This is a genomic window from Phenylobacterium sp. (genome assembly GCF_030651755.1).
Taxonomy (GTDB): domain Bacteria; phylum Pseudomonadota; class Alphaproteobacteria; order Caulobacterales; family Caulobacteraceae; genus Phenylobacterium.
On record NZ_JAUSBZ010000133.1, the window covers coordinates 1 to 16996 of the forward strand.

Here is a 16996-nt window from a genome sequence, read left to right on the forward strand (position 1 = left end):
CAGCTTTGGGCGGCGCCTAGCCCGCCGGGACGGGCGACGTCATTGGCCGGGCGCCAGGCCTGACGCCCGTCCTCAAGTCGCTTGAGCACCAGTTCGGCCAGATCCCGTGTTTCGCCGGCGGCCTGACCCGCAGGCTCCCACTCGACGACGCCGAGCCCCTGGGACAGGGCCATCTGATAGGCTTGGCGCACCCGCAGGGCGACGCCGGAGACCGGTACGCCGGCGAAACGCAGGGTCTCAAGCGTCCCGGTGACCACCTGCGCCTCCTGTCCCCGTCGGGGCGAGGCACACTGGTTCAGGACGATCAGTCCAGGCGCCCGCAACTGCCGCAGGAGGTCGATGGTCTTGAGCCCGGCGGCCAGGTCCAGATAGGTGGGACGAGTCACCACCAGGCAGAGATCGGCCACCTTGATCGCCGAGACGATATCGGCCTCTGGCGAGGCCGGCGTGTCGATGACCAGCACGTCGCAGCCGCTGCGGCTCGAGGCCGTGACCAGGGCGAAAAGTTTGGCAGCCGAGGTCTCGACCACCGACAGGCTGTGGGCGCGCAGGGCTTCGCTGGAGGAGCGCAGGGGATCGGCGTCGGCCAGGACGGCGCGCAGGCCTCGCTCCCGCAGGGCGGCGGCAAGGTTAACGGCCACCGTCGACTTGCCGGCGCCGCCTTTGCGCGAAATGACCGCCACGGTCTTCATGCCCGTCTCCCCGTAGGAAGACCCTAGAACCAACTTATCCACAGAGACAAGTTGTCACATCCCAAGCGTGTCGAATCGGCGGGCCTTCGCCTTCTGAGACAGGTTTTGATCAGGGTCGCCGAATATCTAGGCGCGCACGCCCCCGTCCACCCGCAAGTCTTCGCCTGTGACATAGCTGGCGGCGGCGTCGGCCAGATACATCACGGCGTGGGCGATCTCTTCTGGCTGACCAGCCCGGCCGGCCGGCGTGCGGGCGCCGGAGGCCTGGGCCGCGCCGCCCCCCATCATCGGCGTGTCGATCGGTCCGGGCGAGACCGCATTGACCCGGATATTGTCGCCGGCCAGTTGCAGAGCCGCCGATCGGGTCAGGCTGAGCACCCCGGCTTTCGACAGGGCGTAGGACATGACCGGTCCGGAGCCCACATAGCCCATGACCGAGGCGGTGTTGATGATCGATCCGCCACCCCGGGCCTTCAGGGCCGGGACCTGATGGTTGATGCAGCGGACCACGCCTTCGAGATTGGTGGCCATGATGTCGTTGTGGACGGCCCAGTCGAAGGCCGCGCCCATGTCGCCGGCTCGTCCGGCGATCCCGGCGTTGTTGAAGGCGATGTCCAGGCCACCGAACGCCTCGACGCAGGCGGCGACCAGGGCCGCCACTTCGGCCTCGACCCGCACATCGGCCCGCCGAAACACAGCCTGCCCGCCGGCTGCGGCGATCTCGGCCTGGACCTCCGCCCCCAGTCCTTCGCGGCGGCCGCAGAACATCACCTTGGCGCCTTCCAGGGCGAAGGCCTTCGCGGTCGCCCGGCCGATGCCAGACGTCGCTCCGGTGATCAGCACCACCTTGTCGGTGAAGCGGCCATCCCGGGCCATGGCGCTCGCCCGCTCGGGCGGCGTCTTCAGATCGGCGGCCGCGGCCGATTGGGCGACCAGGGCGGCCAGGCCGGCGCCACCGGCGATCAGGGCGCGACGAGAGGTCAGGGCGTCGGACATGGGGACTCCTCCGGGGGTGAAGGCCTGCGGATGAGGCCTCATTCTCATTTTTGACGTCCTGGGGCGTCGTGGAGCCGATCATGGGCCACAGCTGACCCCGACCGCAACCTTGCCGGCCGTCCGCCATTTCGTGGAGATGACCCACCGCTCACGACCCGCCATCTTACCCGCCCTCGGATTCGCCGCGCTCCTGCTTTCAGGCTGTCTCGTGGCCACCCCTGACGACATGCAGGTCCCAAGCCCCGACGGGCGATACGTGCTGGAGGTGAACTTCACCGGCGGCGGCCTGACCTTCAGGCGAGGCCTCGGCGCCGACCTCGCCCTACGCCATGCCAGCGGGGCGGCCGCCCCCCTGGGCAGTCTGGACGCCGTACAGGGGTTGGAGATCGTCTGGAGCGGGCCACGCACCCTGCGCATCTGCGCCCGGAACACCGAACCGCCGCCGAGCGGCCCGGTTACCGTGGACACCCCGACGGGACCCGAGACCTTCGCCGTGAGCTATGTCTGTCCGGCTCAGACCGTGCCCACCGGCCCGTTTCCCGGCCCCTGAAAGACCGCCTAGGATGAACGCCTGCGGACGCTCAGGCCGACGGCGGCGATCCGTTCGACATCGGCATAGGCCGGCTCGCTCAGCTGTTCGCCGAAGATGTCGGGGTCGAGTTCCTGGCGCCGCAGCTCAAAGGGTCCGCCGGCTACCAGCCCTTCCACCGCCTGGAAAAGCCGATCCTGGCCCTCAACAATGGCGCTGCCGGTGTAGAGGACAAGCCGCCCTCCAGGCGCCAGCCGGTTCAAGGCGGCCTTCGTCCAGTCGAGGGTGACCCGGGCGCCGTGCAGGTCCCCGCCGTCCCGATAGACGTGTCCGTCCTCACCGGCGATGAAGGGCGGATTGGCGATCACCAGGTCGAGCGATCCTTCCACCCTGTCCAGACCTTCTCCCAGCACCAGCTCCGCCTCGCACCTCGCCTGACGAAGGTTGACCCGCGCCAGACGCAGGGCAGCGGGGTTGATATCGGTGAGGATCGTGCGGGCCGGTCGCGCCAGCCGCGCTGCGACGACGGCGCCGGCGCCTGATCCCGCGCCGATGTCGACCAGCACGCCGCCAGAGGGCGCATCGGCGAGCTCCGCCTTGAGGAAGGCGGCGAACCGATAGGTGTCAGGACCAAAAAATACTGCGTCGGGCCGGGTCGTCGGATAGGCGGAGTGGAGGAACAGCTCCCCTTCAAGGGCCGCGACCCGGACCCGGCTGCGAAGCAGGCCCTCTTCCTCGACCAGCAGGTCGGCCAGCCGCAGGGCGTTGAGCAACGGCGCCGGCATCAGATTCGGCGCGAAGGGCAGGCTCCAGCCAAACACATCGCGCAGATTCCGCGCCTGCCGGTGCGGATCGCGGGCCAGGACCCGTCGATGAGTGGCCGGCGACGGCGGCACGAAGTGGTGGCCGGACTGATTCAGCGCCTCCAGCAGGCTTTGCAGGGCTGGTTCTGAGTCCGCATCCAGCTGGCGGAGGGATAGGGGGCGCAGGGTCATGGTGCGCCTGCAACGCGCCGGCGGGGCATTTGGTGGCCAGGCCCCGCCGCCGCATCAGTGGATTGGCCAGCCTATCCTGCGGTCCCCTCCACGGCCTCCACCGGCGGCAGACGATAGGCGCCGTCCAGCAGTTCGGGTTTCGGAAGATAGGTCCGCATGAACAGGGCGAACGGTCCGGCCGGGGCGGGCAGCCAGTTGGTCTTGCGATCCTCACCCGGGCTCTGGCTGCCGATCCAGATGTCCAGGGATCCGTCGGCGTTGTAGGTCAGTCCCTCGGTCCGATCGCCGATGGCGTAGCGGTCCAACGGGTTGTCGGCGAAGTAGAACTGCCCGTCCTCAGTGGCCTCATAGAGGCTGAGGGACCAGAAGGAATGAACCGGCGGCAGACGGTCGGCAGGGAAGTGGAGGCTATAGGCCTTGGTCCCATCATAGAGCGCCCGCGGCTGGTCGCCTCGGGCGCGCATATAGAGGGCCTCCACCGGTGGAAGGGCCGCCAGCCCGCCCAGGGCGACGGCCGCTCGATAATGATAGTTCTGGCCGAAATCCCCGAGGGTCGCGCTGGGATAGGACCAGCCATCGATGAAGTGATCGCCGGTCAGACCGCCACGACGCACCGCCACCCGGGCCTCGGCCAGGCCCGCCTCGATCTCCGCGGCCTCGGCGGCCGTGAATCGCCCGGCGTCAAAGCCGACCTCCAGTCCGAGCGAGGCGATTTCCTCCAGGAGGGCGCGATCGGTCACCGGCGGCGGGTTGGCCTTCATCAGCTCAGAAAGCGCCGCAAAATAGTCCTGCCAGGGCGCGCTGCGCTTCACCGCCGGCGCCGGGGTCGGCGCGGCCGGTCCCTGGATCGTCAAGCCCGACTGAACCTGCCGGGCGGCCTCAAGATCTCCTGGCCCATAGACCACCACCCGGCCGAGCGCCCAGACGTGAGGGGTCGGAGCGCGGAGGACATGGGCGCCTTCGGCGGCCTCATGGGGGCCCACCAGGGTGAAGGTCCCGCCATTGGGACCGGTGGTCCGCGTCCCTAGTATGGCGAAGTTGTTGGTGTAGGCGTCCATCAGCGCCAGGGAGAAGTAGCGATCCCCGGTCGCGGGCAGGCTCAAGGTCACAGGTCCCTGGGAGAGGTCCAGCTGAGCCGAAGAATAGAGGGTGTCATTGTTGGGCGTGGTCACCGCCCGGTGCTTGGGGGTGGCCAGGTTGCGGACATGGGCGATGGTGTTGAGACTCTGGCCAAACGACAGACCGCGAGCTCGGGTGGCGGCGATCTCGATCAGCGGCAGGCCATAAAGCCAAGCCTTCATCGCCGCTGTTTTCAGATCCGTTCCCGACATGACGCTCTCCCCGACCCCAGATAGGTTATCATTGATCTCCTATGGTCAACGGAGACGACCCTGCGTCAAGTCTGCGAGCCGTCCGGGTCGGCCCTGGCCTCCCGCTCGGCCTTCTGACGAGCAAGCTTGTCCAGCACCCGGCCACGCCCCCGGGAGAGCGCCGTGACCACGCCGCGGAAGGTTCGCACCTCCTGGTCGCTGAAGCTCGCCCGACCTAGCGCCGACCGCAGATTCTGGATCATGGAGGGCCGCTTTTCCGGCGGATGGAAGAAGCCGGCGGCGTCCAGCTCGGCCTCAAGCTGCCCATACAGCCCCATCATCGCGGCCTGATCGGCGGGTTCAGGCCCCTCCCGGAACCGTGGCGGCGGCCCGGCTCCTTGGGTGAGGCGCCATTCATAGGCGTTGATGGCGACAGCCTGGGCGAGGTTCAGGGAATGGAAACGGGGATCGACTGGAACCGTGACCACCGCCTGGCACAGGGCGACATCTGCGGTCTCCAGACCTGCCCGCTCGCCGCCGAACAGCAGACCCACCTTCTGGCCCGCGGCTACGGCGGCGGCCAGCTCGCCGGCGGCCTGCCTGGGGGTGATCACCGGCAGCTGCAGTTCCCGCGGACGGGCCGTGGTGGCGAAGACCAGGTGCAGATCGCCGATCGCCTCGGCGACGCTGGCGCACACCTTGGCGCCGTCGAGGGGCCAGTCGGCCCCCGAAGCCGAGGCCCAGGCCCGGTCCTGGGGCCAGCCATCCCGCGGGTTGGCCAGCCGCAGGTCTTCGAGCCCGAAATTGGCCATGACTCGCGCCACAGCCCCGATGTTCTCGGCCAATTGAGGGGCGGACAGGATAATGGTTGGCGCTGGGGGGGAACTTGCGGTCATTTGAGGGTATTCAGTCCGAAGCGATGCGGTGCGCAAGGGTTTCGCCCGGCATCGGGAGTTTTTCCTTATGCGTGACCTCCTCCTGCTGGCCGCCGCCGTCCTTCTGGTGGCCTGCGACCCGGGCATGCCGCAGACGGTGTCCACCACACCGCGCATGAACGCCGAACACCTGGATGAGGCGGGGGCTGAGATCAGCGCCAGGGTCGCGCCGGCCCGGCTGGGGGCCGCGGTGATGAACCTGGAGAGCGGAGAGCTCTGGGCCCTCAATGGCAGTGATCGTTTTCCGATGCAGAGCGTTTTCAAGGCGCCGCTCGGGGCCGCTGTATTGGCTGAGGCGGACGCTGGCCGGCTGTCCCTGGATGAGACCCTCACCCTTTCGGATAACGACCTCTCCCCGCCCTACAGCCCTGTGGCGGACGCCTATCCAGGGCGGCGGGACTACACGATTGAAGACCTCCTGGTCCTGGCCGTGGGGCAAAGCGACAATACCGCAGCTGACGTCCTGATGCGCCGAATCGGGGGACCAGGCGCCGTCACCGCCTGGCTGCGGGCCAAGGATATCCGCGACATGCGGATCGACCGCTATGAGCGCCAGTTGCAGCCGGAGATCGTGGGCCTGGAGTCCTTCCGGCCGGCCTGGAAGGGCGAGGCGGCCTATCGTGCAGCCATGGCCGCCATCGCCCCAAATGTGCGCCAGGCGGCGACGGCCCGCTATCTGAGCGATCCTCGCGACACGACGAGTCCGCGCGACGCCCTCATGTTCCTGGCCGCCCTGGCGCGGGGCGAACTGCTGTCAGAGGCCTCCACCGCGCGGCTGCTCGGAATCATGACCGAGACGTCCAGTGGGGCCAACCGTTTGGCCGCCGGCCTGCCGAAGGACGCTCGCCTGGCCCACAAGACCGGTACGGCGCGGACGGACCTGGGGCTTAACCCCGCCACCAACGACATCGGTCTGATCACCCTGGAAGATGGTCGGCAATATGTGGTCGCCGTCTTCCTGGCCGGGTCGAGCCTGCCCGAAGCCGAACGGGAGGCGGTCTTCGCCGACTTCTCCCGCGCCATGATCGTGGCCTTGCGCTAGAGGCCTGACACAGGTCCCAGACGCCGAATCGCGGCCACCATCCGGATGTCGCTCCCGGTCGGCCCGAAGAGCCGCACCGCGACCGAACGCTGGGCGCCGAGGCCCGCGATCAGATCGGCGTCGCCGGGATGAAGGGCCAGGGCGCGGAGCATGTCCACCGTCTGGTCGCCCATGGTGAGATCCGGGACCTCCAGCCAAAGGGCCTGTCCTCCCTGCGGTCCGAAATCCTCGATTTTGTTGATATGGCCCCGGAGACGCCCCCGCCCGTGGGCGGATTGAAAGTCCCACGGCTCGGCGACCAACAGGAGGACGGGCGCCCCAATCAGGGCAGAACGGAGGGCGCACCTATTCACGCCGACCTAACTAGCCCAGGAGCGATGACGTTCCCGTGTCGGACACGAATACGTCCATCCTGGGTTTGCGCCCCGGCGCAGGCCTTGTATACGGCCTCAACCCCTCAATTCCGCCACGGAGCGCGCCTCGCCTATGGCCAAGATCAAAGTCGCCAATCCCGTCGTCGATATCGACGGGGACGAGATGACCCGGATCATCTGGAAGATGATCAAGGACAAGCTCATCTTCCCCCATCTCGACCTCGACATCGCCTATTACGATCTGGGCATCGAGTATCGGGACAAGACCGACGACAAGGTCACCGTCGAGGCCGCCGAGGCCATCCAGAAATACGGCGTCGGCATCAAGTGCGCGACGATCACGCCGGACGAAGCCCGGGTCGAGGAATTCGGCCTCAAGCAGATGTGGCGCTCGCCCAACGGCACGATCCGCAACATCCTGGGCGGCGTGGTCTTCCGCGAGCCGATCATCTGCAAGAACGTCCCGCGCCTGATCCCCGGCTGGACCCAGCCGATCATCGTCGGCCGTCACGCCTATGGCGACCAGTATCGGGCCACCGACTTCCTGGTGCCCGGCAAGGGCAAGATGACCATCCGCTGGGAAGGCGAAAACGGCGACGTCATCGAGCGCGAGGTATTCGACTATCCGGGTTCGGGCGTGGCCATGGCCATGTATAATCTGGATGACTCCATCCGCGAGTTCGCCGAGGCCTGCCTGGCCTATGGCCTGAACCGCAAATACCCGGTCTACCTGTCCACCAAGAACACCATCCTCAAGGCCTATGACGGGCGCTTCAAGGACATCTTCGCCGAGGTCTTCGAGGCGAAATACGCCGAGCAGTACAAGGCCGCCGGCATTGTCTATGAGCACCGCCTGATCGACGACATGGTGGCTTCGGCCCTGAAATGGTCCGGCGGCTTCATCTGGGCGGCCAAGAACTATGACGGCGACGTGCAGTCCGACCAGGTGGCCCAGGGCTTTGGGTCGCTCGGCCTGATGACCTCGGTGCTGATCACCCCGGACGGCAAGACCCTGGAGGCCGAGGCCGCCCATGGCACCGTCACCCGCCACTACCGCCAGCATCAGCGCGGCGAAAGCACCTCCACCAACTCCATCGCCTCGATCTTCGCCTGGACCCGCGGCCTGGAGCATCGGGCCAAGCTGGACGGCAACGACGCCCTGGACCGGTTCGCCAAGACCCTGGAGGCGGTCTGCGTCTCCACCGTCGAAAGCGGCTCCATGACCAAGGACCTCGCCCTGCTGGTGGGCGACACCCAGGGCTGGCTGACCACCGAAGGCTTCATCGACAAGGTGGCGGCCAATCTCGAAAAGGCCCTGGCCGACTAGGCCTGAGCCCGCGCTGAAACGACCTAGGGTCCGGTGCGGCGCGCCGGACCCCCATGCGCCACAACCCGCCCGAGGGCGCGGTGGCGCTGATGCAGATCCTGCAGATCCCCTGGGTTGGCGAAGGCCTTCTGGCCATCGGCCATGATCTTGTCCGCATGAGCGACCAGGACAGCCAGGCGGTCGGGATCGCGCTCCTGTTCGGCCGTGAGGGCCAGGACTTCCAGCATGCGGATCATCACGGACGGGGCGCCAGCCCCGTTCTGCCGGATCATGTCGAAGCTGACGTCCACGAGCCCGGCATAGTCGCTGACCGGCCGCAACAGCACTACCCGGCCATCTCGGATGGTGACTCCGGAGACAAAGGTCCGGTTGGCCACCCGACACAGGGCTGATCCCAGCTGGTCCAGGACCGCGATGGCGGTCATCGGATCATTGATCCCCGGGGAGAGCGCGCGGACGGCCACCTCGACCAACTGCCGGGCGCTGTATTCCAGATCGGCCCCAGACGTCCGGCGCGCGCTCAGCGCCGTGGCGCCGATCACTGCGTCCTGCGCCCCCTCCGCCTCCGGCGGCCAGACCAGGGCGACGCAGCCGCCAGCCATGATGAAGTCCCCTGGCCGCACCAGCAGCCGCACCCGGGCGCCTTGGGCCTGCGCCCAGTCGGCGAGATCGTCGGTCTCAAGCTGTTGCAGATAACCGTTCCGGCGATCCTGGATGCGGGCGGCCGCCGTCCAGTCCAGGTCGATCGCCCCCTCGTCGAGGAGGATGCGATCAGACGCCGGCTCAGTCTGGGCGTCCAGCGCGGCGAAAAAGTCCTTTCGAACCAGGTCGATGACGGTGTCGATGTTGATCCGGCTCGACATGTGATGGACGTAGTAGACCAGTAGCGCCACGCAGAGCGCGGCCAGCCCCATGGCCCCGGCCAAGGCCAGCCTGGGCACGAAGAGATCGTCTTCTCCGCCGCGGACCTGCCGCAGCACCACCAGGCAGTAGGCGAAGGTGCCCAGAAAAAACCCCCAGCACCACCTGGTTGCCCCGGTCGCGGGTGAAGTTGTCCAGGAGGCGCGGCCCCATCTGGCTCGACGCCAGGGTCAGGGCGGCGATGGTTATCGAAAAGAGGGTGCCCGTGACCCCGATCGCGGAGGTGGCGATGGCGCCGAGCAGGGTGCGAGCCCCGCTTTCCCCGCCCTCGTACAGAAGGCCCATCAGGGGATCAGGAATCCAGTCGGCCCCTTCAGCCCCCACCGCCAGGAAGGCGGCGCCGACGCCCGCAGCCACAAGTCCCGCGGGCACGACCCAGAAGGTCGTGCGTAGATCGTGCGTCAGTTTGTGAAGTTGCGCCCCCATGCAGACAGAACGCGCCGGCTAAGCTTCCGCTCCCTCCAGCCCGCCTGCGCCCCTCGGGCGAGTGAAATGGCGGGTTCGGTCCAACCGTGTTAATCGTGCGGCCCAACCTGCGAAGCTTGGCCGAGGGGACCTGACCGGCTCATGGTCAAACGTCAGTTGTTTCAGATCTTCGTGCTCTGCTTGGTCCTGTTCGGCCTGGCCTTCGCCGCCGCCCCCTGGTTCGCCTTCCGGGCCTTGAAGGCGAACGCCCGCGATCAGGATGTGGCGGGCCTGGCTCAACTGGTCGATTTTCGCGCCATGCGCGCGAGTTTGCGCGATCAGGTGCAGGAGCCAGCACGCCCCACCGCCTTGACCGAGAATGGCGAGGCTCCAGACGTCTGGCGCGATCCCATTGGCGCCATGCGCCGGGCTCTAGAGCCCTTTGCAGAGCCCCTGTCGCCCCTGACTCCCGCGCCGGCCAGACTGGAGCCCTACCTCACCCCTGCGGGCATCTACGACCTGACCCGAGGCTATGAGCCGGGGACCGCGCCGCCGGAGCCGCCACCGCCCGAGGGACTGGCGCGCCTGACCTCATCTCTCCAATCGCCCTGGCCAGACCTGCGCTTCTGGGGTGTCGACCGCGTACGGTTCGCCGTCCACCCCCCTGGGGAGACCGGCCACGTCACCGTCCTCACCTTCCAGCGCACCGCGCTCTTCCAGTGGAAGCTGGTCCACGTGCGGCTGCCGCCGCGCGACGACGCCTAGCCTAAGCCTCGGGTCGGTCTTGGATCTGCTGGCGCGCATTGCGCCGTTCTTTGCGATCATCGCCGTCGGCGCCCTGGCCGGTCGTTTTGGCCTGCTGGGCGCGCGCCTGGGCGGGTGGTTGTCGGCCTATACCTTCTGGATCGGCTTTCCCGCCCTTCTGATCCGCTGGCTGGGCGACGCCCCGCCCCCCGACGCCGGCCAGGCCCTGGCCCTTGGTCTCTATGGGCTGACCATGACCCTGCTGCTCCTGGGCGCCTGGGGCCTCGCCCGCCGCCTGGGCCTGCCCCGGGAGACCGCAGCCGGCCTGCCCATGGTGGCCGGCCTCGGCAACACCGCCTTTCTCGGAGCGCCCCTGGCTGTGGCCCTGCTGGGCGAGGGCGTCAGGTCGCAGGCCGCGGCGGTCGTGGCGATCGACTTCATTCTTCTGATGGCTCTGGCAGTGGGCGTCCTGCAGACTGGGACGTCTGCTGTCGGGCTGGGGACGGCCCTGCGGCGGGTGGCCGCCAATCCCACCGTCCTGGGCGCCGGCTGCGGCCTCATCCTGTCGGCCACACAGACCCGGCTTCCGGGGATCGCCGATCAGGGACTGACCCTGCTGGCGGCCACCGCCAGTCCGATCGCTCTGATCGCCTTGGGCGGCCTGATCGGACGCGAAGGGGGGTGGCCCCGGCGCAGGGACCAGGGGGCGCTCGCCCTGGCCCTTGGGATCAAGCTCGCCCTGGCGCCCTTGCTGGTCTGGGTGGTCCTGTGGACCGCAGACGTCGAACCGGGACTGCGGACGGTGGCCACCCTGCTGGCGGGCTGCCCTACGGCGGTCAACGCCTTCATCCAGACCCGCAATATGGGCGTCTTCGCCCGGGGCGCCGCCGAAGCGGTCATCGCAGGCACAGTGCTCAGCGCCGTGACCCTGACCCTGCTGGCCTACTTCCTGACCTGATGTGTTCCTGTTATGTTCTCTCCGCGGCGTTTGGCCGTGACATGGGAGAGACCTCTATGACCACCTTGCCTGTCCTGGGCTATGTGACCCTGGGCGCCGAAGACCAGCCCGCGGCCCTGGCCTTCTATGATGCGGTGCTGGCGCCCCTGGGCCTGAGCCGGCAGCACGAGTTCGAGAACTGGACGGGCTATGGCCGCGCTGATGACGCCAGCGGGCAGTCGGTCTGGGTCTGCAAACCCTTCGATGGGGCGCCGGCCCGGGCGGGCAACGGGGTGATGCTGGGCTTCTACGCCCCGACGCCCGAGGTGGTGGACGCCTTCCACGCCGCGGCCCTGGCCCATGGCGGAACCGACGAAGGCCAGCCGGGCCTGCGTCCGCAATATGGCGAGGGCTGGTACGCCGCCTATGTGCGCGACCCCCAGGGCAACAAGCTGGCCTGCGTCCGCACGCCGACCTGATTAGCCGACGATGGCCGCCTTCAAGGCCGCCAGGCCTTCGTCGGCGCGGGCGCCGTCCGGGGCGCCGCCCTGGGCGAAGTCAGGGCGTCCGCCGGCGCCCTGGCCGCCCATGGCGATGACGGCGGCCTTGGCCAGGTCGGCGGCGTTGAAGCGGTCCTTGGCCTGACCGGTCACCGCCACGGTGACGGCGGCCTTGCCCTCGGCCACGCCCACCAGAGCGATGATGCCGTCTGGAACCTGCTTCTTGAACTCCTCGGCGATGGGCCGCAGATCCTTGCCGCCGACGCCGTCCATGATCCGGGCCAGCACCAGGACGCCGCCGATCTCCTCAGGACCCGCCTGGGCCACGCCACCGCCTCCGCCCATGGCGAGTTGCCGCTTGGCGTCAGCCAGATCCTTTTCCAGCTTGCGGCGCTGGGCCTCCAGAGCCTCGACCCGGGTGAGGACCTCCGACACCGGTGTCTTGAACTGCTCGGCCAGCTGGCGCGAGACCAGGGCCTGATCCAACAGCCAGCGACGGGCCGCCTCCCCGGTCAAGGCCTCAATCCGCCGAACGCCAGCCGCCACCCCGCCTTCGGAGACGATCTTGAACAGGGCGATGTCGCCCGTGCGCGCCACATGGGTGCCGCCGCAGAGCTCTACCGAATATGGGCCATCTCCTTCCAGAGCGCGCCCCAGGGTCAGGACGCGAACCACATCCCCATACTTCTCGCCAAACAGCGCCATGGCGCCGGCCTCGATGGCCGCCTCGGGCGCCATGTTCTTGGTTTCGGCCGGCAGGTTCTGGCGGATCACCGCATTGACCTCGGCCTCGATCCTGTCGATCTCCTCAAGGGTCAGGGGCTGGCCGTGGCTGAAGTCGAAGCGGATCCGCTCGCCATCGACCATCTGGCCCTTCTGGCTCACATGAGGGCCGAGCACGTTGCGCAAGGCCGTGTGCAGCAGATGGGTGGCCGAGTGGTTGGCCCGGGTCGTGGTGCGTCGCTCAGCGTCGAGAGCCAGACGGACGCGGGCGCCAGCGACCAGCTCACCGGCTTCGATCTCGATCACATGGACATGCAGATCGCCGGCCTGTTTCTGAGTGTCGATCACCCGGCCGTGGCCGCCATCCCACTCCACCTCGCCGGTGTCGCCGGCCTGGCCGCCGCTCTCGCCATAGAAGGGGGTGCGGTCAAACAGGGCCTGGACGGTCTGGCCGGTCACGGCCTTGGCCACCTCGACCCCCTCGCCCATCAGGACCAGCAGTTCGGCGGTGGTCTCGCCCTGGTCGTGGCCGATGAAGTCGGTCGGTCCGAGGCGTTCGCGCAGGGCGAACCACTCGCCGGCCGCGGCGGCCTGACCAGAGCCGGTCCAGGCGTCCCGCGCCTGATCTTTCTGGCGCTTCATGGCTGTGTCGAAGCCCGCCAGATCGACGCTCATGCCCAGGGCGCGGACAGCGTCCTGGGTCAGGTCCAGCGGGAAGCCATAGGTGTCGTACAGCTTGAAGGCGGTTTCACCAGGCAGGACCCCGCCCGGGCCGACCTGGGCGGTGGCCTCCTCAAGCAGGCTCATGCCGCGGCCCAGGGTGCGGCGGAACCGTTCCTCTTCCTGGCGGAGGGTCTCGGCGATCACCGGCTCGGCGCGGCGGAGTTCCGGATAGGCCTCACCCATTTCCGAGACCAGGGACGGGACCAGGCGGTGCATCAGCGGCTCGGCGGCGCCCAGCATGTGGGCGTGACGCATGGCCCGGCGCATGATCCGGCGCAGCACATAGCCGCGACCCTCGTTGGAGGGTGAGACCCCGTCGGCGATCAGGAAGCTGGTGGAGCGCAGGTGGTCGACGATCACCTGGTGGGAAAACTTCGCCTCGTCACGGGAGGCGACCCCCGTGGCCGCCTCGCTGGCGGCGATCAGGGTGCGGAATAGGTCGGTGTCATAGTTGGAATGCACCCCCTGGAGAACGGTGGTGATCCGCTCCAGGCCCATGCCCGTGTCGATCTGCGGCTTGGGCAGGTCCTTGCGCGATCCGTCGGCGAACTGCTCCCAGCGCATGAAAACCAGGTTCCAGATCTCGACGAACCGGTCTCCGTCTTCGTCGGGGCTGCCGGGCGGGCCGCCCTGCACATGGTCGCCATGGTCGTAGAAAATCTCGGTGTTGGTGCCGCAGGGACCGGTGTCCCCCATGGACCAGAAGTTCTCGTCCAGCCGCACGATCTTCGAGTCCGGCAGGCCAGCGATCTTGCGCCAGAGGGCTGCGGCGTCCTCGTCATCGGGCGCGATGGTGACCATGAGGCGAGCGGGATCGAGACCAATGTCCTTGGTCATCAGCTCCCAGGCGAGCTCAATGGCCCCTTCCTTGAAATAGTCGCCGAAGGAGAAGTTCCCCAGCATTTCGAAGAAGGTCTGATGGCGGCCGGTATAGCCGACATTGTCCAGATCGTTGTGCTTGCCGCCGGCCCGCACGCACTTCTGGACCGAGACGGCCCGGGGCGCCGGGGGGGTCTCTGCGCCCGTGAAATAGTTCTTGAACGGCACCATGCCGGCGTTGACGAACATCAGCGTCGGATCGTTCTGCGGCACCAGGGGCGCAGACGGGATCATCAGGTGATCCCGGTCCTTGAAGAAGTCGATGAACGTGGAGCGGATCTGGTTCAGGCTGGACATGGCTTGCATATAGGGCGCGCGCGGCCGGCCGCGCAGGGGAATTTTGGCGGTCGTTTACGAGACTTGCCGCCCAGCGCAAAGAAAAAGGACGCCCTGGCGGCGGGCCAGGACGTCCTCCTCCGCGAACGAGGCGCCACGTTGGGGTCCCAGTTCGGATCAGACGCATATCGGCGGGGTGTCTGAACCATGCGGCCGCGACGCCGCCCGCGGAGATCTGATGACCCATGCCAGGGGCGCGTCAGTCGTCCTTGTCGTCAGGCCCGCCCACGAGCAGTTCTTCTTCAATCTTGGAGGTGGAGGCGCGCACCGCCTTCTCGATCGCATCGGCCACATCGCGGTTGGCCTTCAGGAACTCCCGGACATTGTCCCGGCCCTGGCCGATCCGCTGGCTGTTGAAGGAGAACCAGGAGCCGGACTTCTCGACCACGCCGGCCTTGACGCCCAGGTCGATGATTTCGCCCAGCTTTGAGATGCCTTCGCCATACATGATGTCGAACTCGACCTCACGGAACGGCGGCGCCACCTTATTCTTCACCACCTTGACCCGGACATTGTTGCCGACGATCTCGTCGCGCATCTTCACCGAACCGGTCCGCCGGATGTCCAGGCGCACAGAGGCGTAGAATTTCAGCGCATTGCCCCCGGTGGTGGTCTCGGGGCTGCCGTACATGACGCCGATCTTCATCCGGATCTGGTTGATGAAGATGACCAGGGTCTTGGTCTTGGAGATGGAGCCGGTGAGCTTGCGCAGGGCCTGACTCATCAGACGGGCCTGGAGGCCGGGCAGGCTGTCGCCCATCTCGCCTTCGATTTCGGCCCGCGGCGTCAGCGCCGCCACCGAGTCGATGACGATCACATCGACGGCGCCGGAACGCACCAGGGTGTCGGTGATCTCAAGCGCCTGTTCGCCGGTGTCTGGTTGCGACACCAGCAGATCATCCAGATTCACGCCGAGCTTATGGGCGTAGGAGGGATCCAGGGCGTGTTCGGCGTCCACAAAGGCCGCGGTGCCGCCGCCCTTCTGGACCTCGGCCACCACATGCAGGGCGAGCGTGGTCTTGCCGGAGCTTTCCGGGCCATAGATCTCGACGATCCGCCCCTTGGGGAGGCCGCCGATCCCCAGCGCCAGGTCAAGACCCAGCGAGCCCGTGGAAAAGGACTCGATCTCAACGATCTTGCCCTTGTCCCCCAGCTTCATCACCGAGCCCTTACCAAAGGCCCGATCGATCTGAGACAGCGCCGCCTCGAGCGCGCGCTGCTTATCGCCTTCTTCTTTACCCACGAGTTTCAACGCCGACTGTGCCATTTGAGGGGACCCCTTATCCCATGATTCCGTCGGGCCGCCCGGGGTGATCCCCGGCTCTGGCGGCCAGGACTCAGTCGTACTCTTTTTGTTCTATGTTCGCAAGATGTTCCGCCGACCCTAAGCCTGGGGATATAGCCACCGCCCGGATGAGCCGCGGTTTGGGCACTACCCCGTTCAGCTAGGGTTCGCAGCGAGCTGGTGTACCCGCAGCCCCGGTAGGAGCGACCGCTTTCGAGCCAGATGCTAACGTCGCCTCACGACCCAGTCCGGACACTCGGGACGCGGTGATGCTAGTCGTCACCCCATTCGTCTAGACCGAGTGCCTCTAGGTCTCGGAAGCGATGCAGGCCCACCGTATCAAACTCATCTTGCCCAGGAGATGCACTGACTTCCAAAGATCGCAGGGCAAGGTTTATGGGACTGTCAGGTTGCGCAGGCGCGTCAGCTTCAGTGTCCGCGATGCGGATCGGCGGCAGTAGATCTGAGAAGATCGCTGCCGCTTGAGAGCCGATTCCACCAAAGTATTCGGTCTCGATGTAAGCGAAGGCGCCGCCGTCGGCCGCCGCGATCAGCCCGCGTTCGAGGGCCGGCGACAGATACTTGAAGCCGTTCGCAATCTCACTGATCTCCAAGCCCGTAAGCTTGTCGATCTGCTCGTGGCCGAGTGGTGCGATGGCTAGTCCGAAGGGAAGCTCTGTCGGGGTGGGACAGCCCGCCGTCGCGGCGATATTTGCCAACGTCTCGATAGGTCCAACGACCGCATTGATGCTGTGCCCCATGCTTTCTCTGGTACCTGAGGGCACGGCCGCTTTCCACCCTTAGGGGACCTTTGATTGGTCTGCTCCTAGGAAAGCTAGGCAGCAGGTGCACGATTTGGCATCGTGTTCAGATGACCTGTTCGAGTTGCGCCGATCTCTGCCAGGACGTGCGGATTGGCAGTCCGGGCCAACTTGATAAGACGATTAGGGTGATCCGAGACAATCTCGCCGATGGCACGCTGATCGAAACGCCTCGCGGCTCCACCCAGCACGACGTGATCGAGCCAACGCCATTTGCGGGCATCGTCGACGCTGAGACTTTGCCCGATGTTATTAAATGCGATTTCGAGTGTGCAGACTGCGGCGAGGCTTTCCGGCTCAGGTGCGAGACTTACCACGGAAGCGGCGGAGCCTGGACGCACGGCACTGTCGCTTAGCTTTCTGTCCGCTTCCCACCCTTAGCGGACCGTGATGAGTGAGGTGGCGCCGGTTCTCCGTACAGTTTGGCGGCTTGGCTAAGGTTGGTTCGGGTTCAGATTACGCCGCCAGTTTGTGCTCAGGGTTGGCCCTATCCGGGGCGAGCCCCGGATAGGGCGGCGCCTG

General features: G+C 67.1%; 16 protein-coding genes and 1 pseudogene. 6 read left to right on the forward strand and 11 right to left on the reverse strand.

What is annotated here, in order from left to right; translation table 11 throughout:
• Window positions 1–692: ParA family protein (locus Q7V15_RS12335; protein WP_304755935.1), on the reverse strand; the 692-nt coding region annotated here is incomplete at its 3' end.
• 126 nt (window positions 693–818) lie between these two features.
• Entirely contained in the window at window positions 819–1688 is an 870-nt protein-coding gene (locus Q7V15_RS12340) for an SDR family NAD(P)-dependent oxidoreductase (protein WP_304755937.1), read from the reverse strand.
• A gap of 208 nt (window positions 1689–1896) precedes the next feature.
• Between Q7V15_RS12340 and Q7V15_RS12345 the strand changes: the two genes are divergently transcribed.
• A complete protein-coding gene (locus Q7V15_RS12345) occupies window positions 1897–2238 on the forward strand; it encodes a hypothetical protein (protein WP_304755939.1) in 342 nt (113 codons plus the stop codon).
• An 8-nt stretch (window positions 2239–2246) separates the two neighbouring features.
• Here Q7V15_RS12345 and Q7V15_RS12350 read toward each other — a convergent pair whose 3' ends face one another.
• From Q7V15_RS12350 to Q7V15_RS12360, 3 genes are all read right to left on the reverse strand, one after another.
• The gene (locus Q7V15_RS12350; protein WP_304755940.1) at window positions 2247–3212 is read right to left on the reverse strand and encodes a methyltransferase; all 966 of its coding nucleotides are present in this window, start codon (window positions 3210–3212) and stop codon (window positions 2247–2249) included.
• Between the two features lie 71 nt (window positions 3213–3283).
• The gene (locus Q7V15_RS12355; protein ID WP_304755941.1) at window positions 3284–4543 is read right to left on the reverse strand and encodes a DUF1254 domain-containing protein; all 1260 of its coding nucleotides are present in this window, start codon (window positions 4541–4543) and stop codon (window positions 3284–3286) included.
• Window positions 4544–4608: 65 nt separating this feature from the next.
• On the reverse strand, window positions 4609–5418 hold the full coding sequence (locus Q7V15_RS12360; RefSeq protein ID WP_304755942.1) for an RNA methyltransferase: 810 nt from the start codon (window positions 5416–5418) through the stop codon (window positions 4609–4611).
• Between the two features lie 67 nt (window positions 5419–5485).
• Between Q7V15_RS12360 and bla the strand changes: the two genes are divergently transcribed.
• On the forward strand, window positions 5486–6499 hold the full coding sequence (gene bla / locus Q7V15_RS12365) for a class A beta-lactamase (protein WP_304755944.1): 1014 nt from the start codon (window positions 5486–5488) through the stop codon (window positions 6497–6499).
• Here bla and Q7V15_RS12370 read toward each other — a convergent pair.
• A complete protein-coding gene (locus tag Q7V15_RS12370; RefSeq protein ID WP_304755946.1) occupies window positions 6496–6672 on the reverse strand; it encodes a hypothetical protein in 177 nt (58 codons plus the stop codon). The genes bla and Q7V15_RS12370 overlap by 4 nt on opposite strands.
• A gap of 313 nt (window positions 6673–6985) precedes the next feature.
• Between Q7V15_RS12370 and Q7V15_RS12375 the strand changes: the two genes are divergently transcribed.
• Complete coding sequence (locus Q7V15_RS12375; protein ID WP_304755947.1) at window positions 6986–8200, forward strand: NADP-dependent isocitrate dehydrogenase; 1215 nt, start codon at window positions 6986–6988, stop codon at window positions 8198–8200.
• A 23-nt stretch (window positions 8201–8223) separates the two neighbouring features.
• Here Q7V15_RS12375 and Q7V15_RS12380 read toward each other — a convergent pair whose 3' ends face one another.
• Window positions 8224–9207 carry a DUF2254 domain-containing protein gene (locus tag Q7V15_RS12380; protein WP_370689809.1) on the reverse strand — a complete coding sequence of 328 codons (984 nt, stop codon included), beginning with the start codon at window positions 9205–9207 and terminating at the stop codon, window positions 8224–8226.
• Window positions 9208–9214: 7 nt separating this feature from the next.
• A pseudogene (locus Q7V15_RS16515) lies at window positions 9215–9547 on the reverse strand (DUF2254 family protein); the annotation flags it as partial.
• 141 nt (window positions 9548–9688) lie between these two features.
• On the opposite strand from Q7V15_RS16515, the gene Q7V15_RS12385 reads away from it, so the two are divergent.
• From Q7V15_RS12385 to Q7V15_RS12395, 3 genes are read left to right on the forward strand one after another with little or no spacing between them, the layout of a single operon-like run.
• On the forward strand, window positions 9689–10291 hold the full coding sequence (locus Q7V15_RS12385; RefSeq protein WP_304755949.1) for a DUF2939 domain-containing protein: 603 nt from the start codon (window positions 9689–9691) through the stop codon (window positions 10289–10291).
• 19 nt (window positions 10292–10310) lie between these two features.
• Window positions 10311–11228 (forward strand): AEC family transporter, encoded by a 918-nt coding sequence (locus tag Q7V15_RS12390; protein ID WP_304755950.1) that lies wholly within the window; start codon window positions 10311–10313, stop codon window positions 11226–11228.
• Between the two features lie 56 nt (window positions 11229–11284).
• Window positions 11285–11686 carry a VOC family protein gene (locus tag Q7V15_RS12395; protein ID WP_304755952.1) on the forward strand — a complete coding sequence of 134 codons (402 nt, stop codon included), beginning with the start codon at window positions 11285–11287 and terminating at the stop codon, window positions 11684–11686.
• On the opposite strand, the gene alaS is transcribed toward Q7V15_RS12395, so the two are convergent.
• From alaS to Q7V15_RS12410, 3 genes are all read right to left on the reverse strand, one after another.
• Window positions 11687–14329, reverse strand: a complete 2643-nt coding sequence (alaS, locus tag Q7V15_RS12400) for an alanine--tRNA ligase (RefSeq protein WP_304755954.1) — start codon at window positions 14327–14329, stop codon at window positions 11687–11689.
• 238 nt (window positions 14330–14567) lie between these two features.
• Window positions 14568–15635 carry a recombinase RecA gene (gene recA / locus Q7V15_RS12405; protein ID WP_304755956.1) on the reverse strand — a complete coding sequence of 356 codons (1068 nt, stop codon included), beginning with the start codon at window positions 15633–15635 and terminating at the stop codon, window positions 14568–14570.
• Between the two features lie 290 nt (window positions 15636–15925).
• Complete coding sequence (locus tag Q7V15_RS12410) at window positions 15926–16414, reverse strand: hypothetical protein (RefSeq protein WP_304755957.1); 489 nt, start codon at window positions 16412–16414, stop codon at window positions 15926–15928.
• Window positions 16415–16996 lie beyond the last annotated feature (582 nt).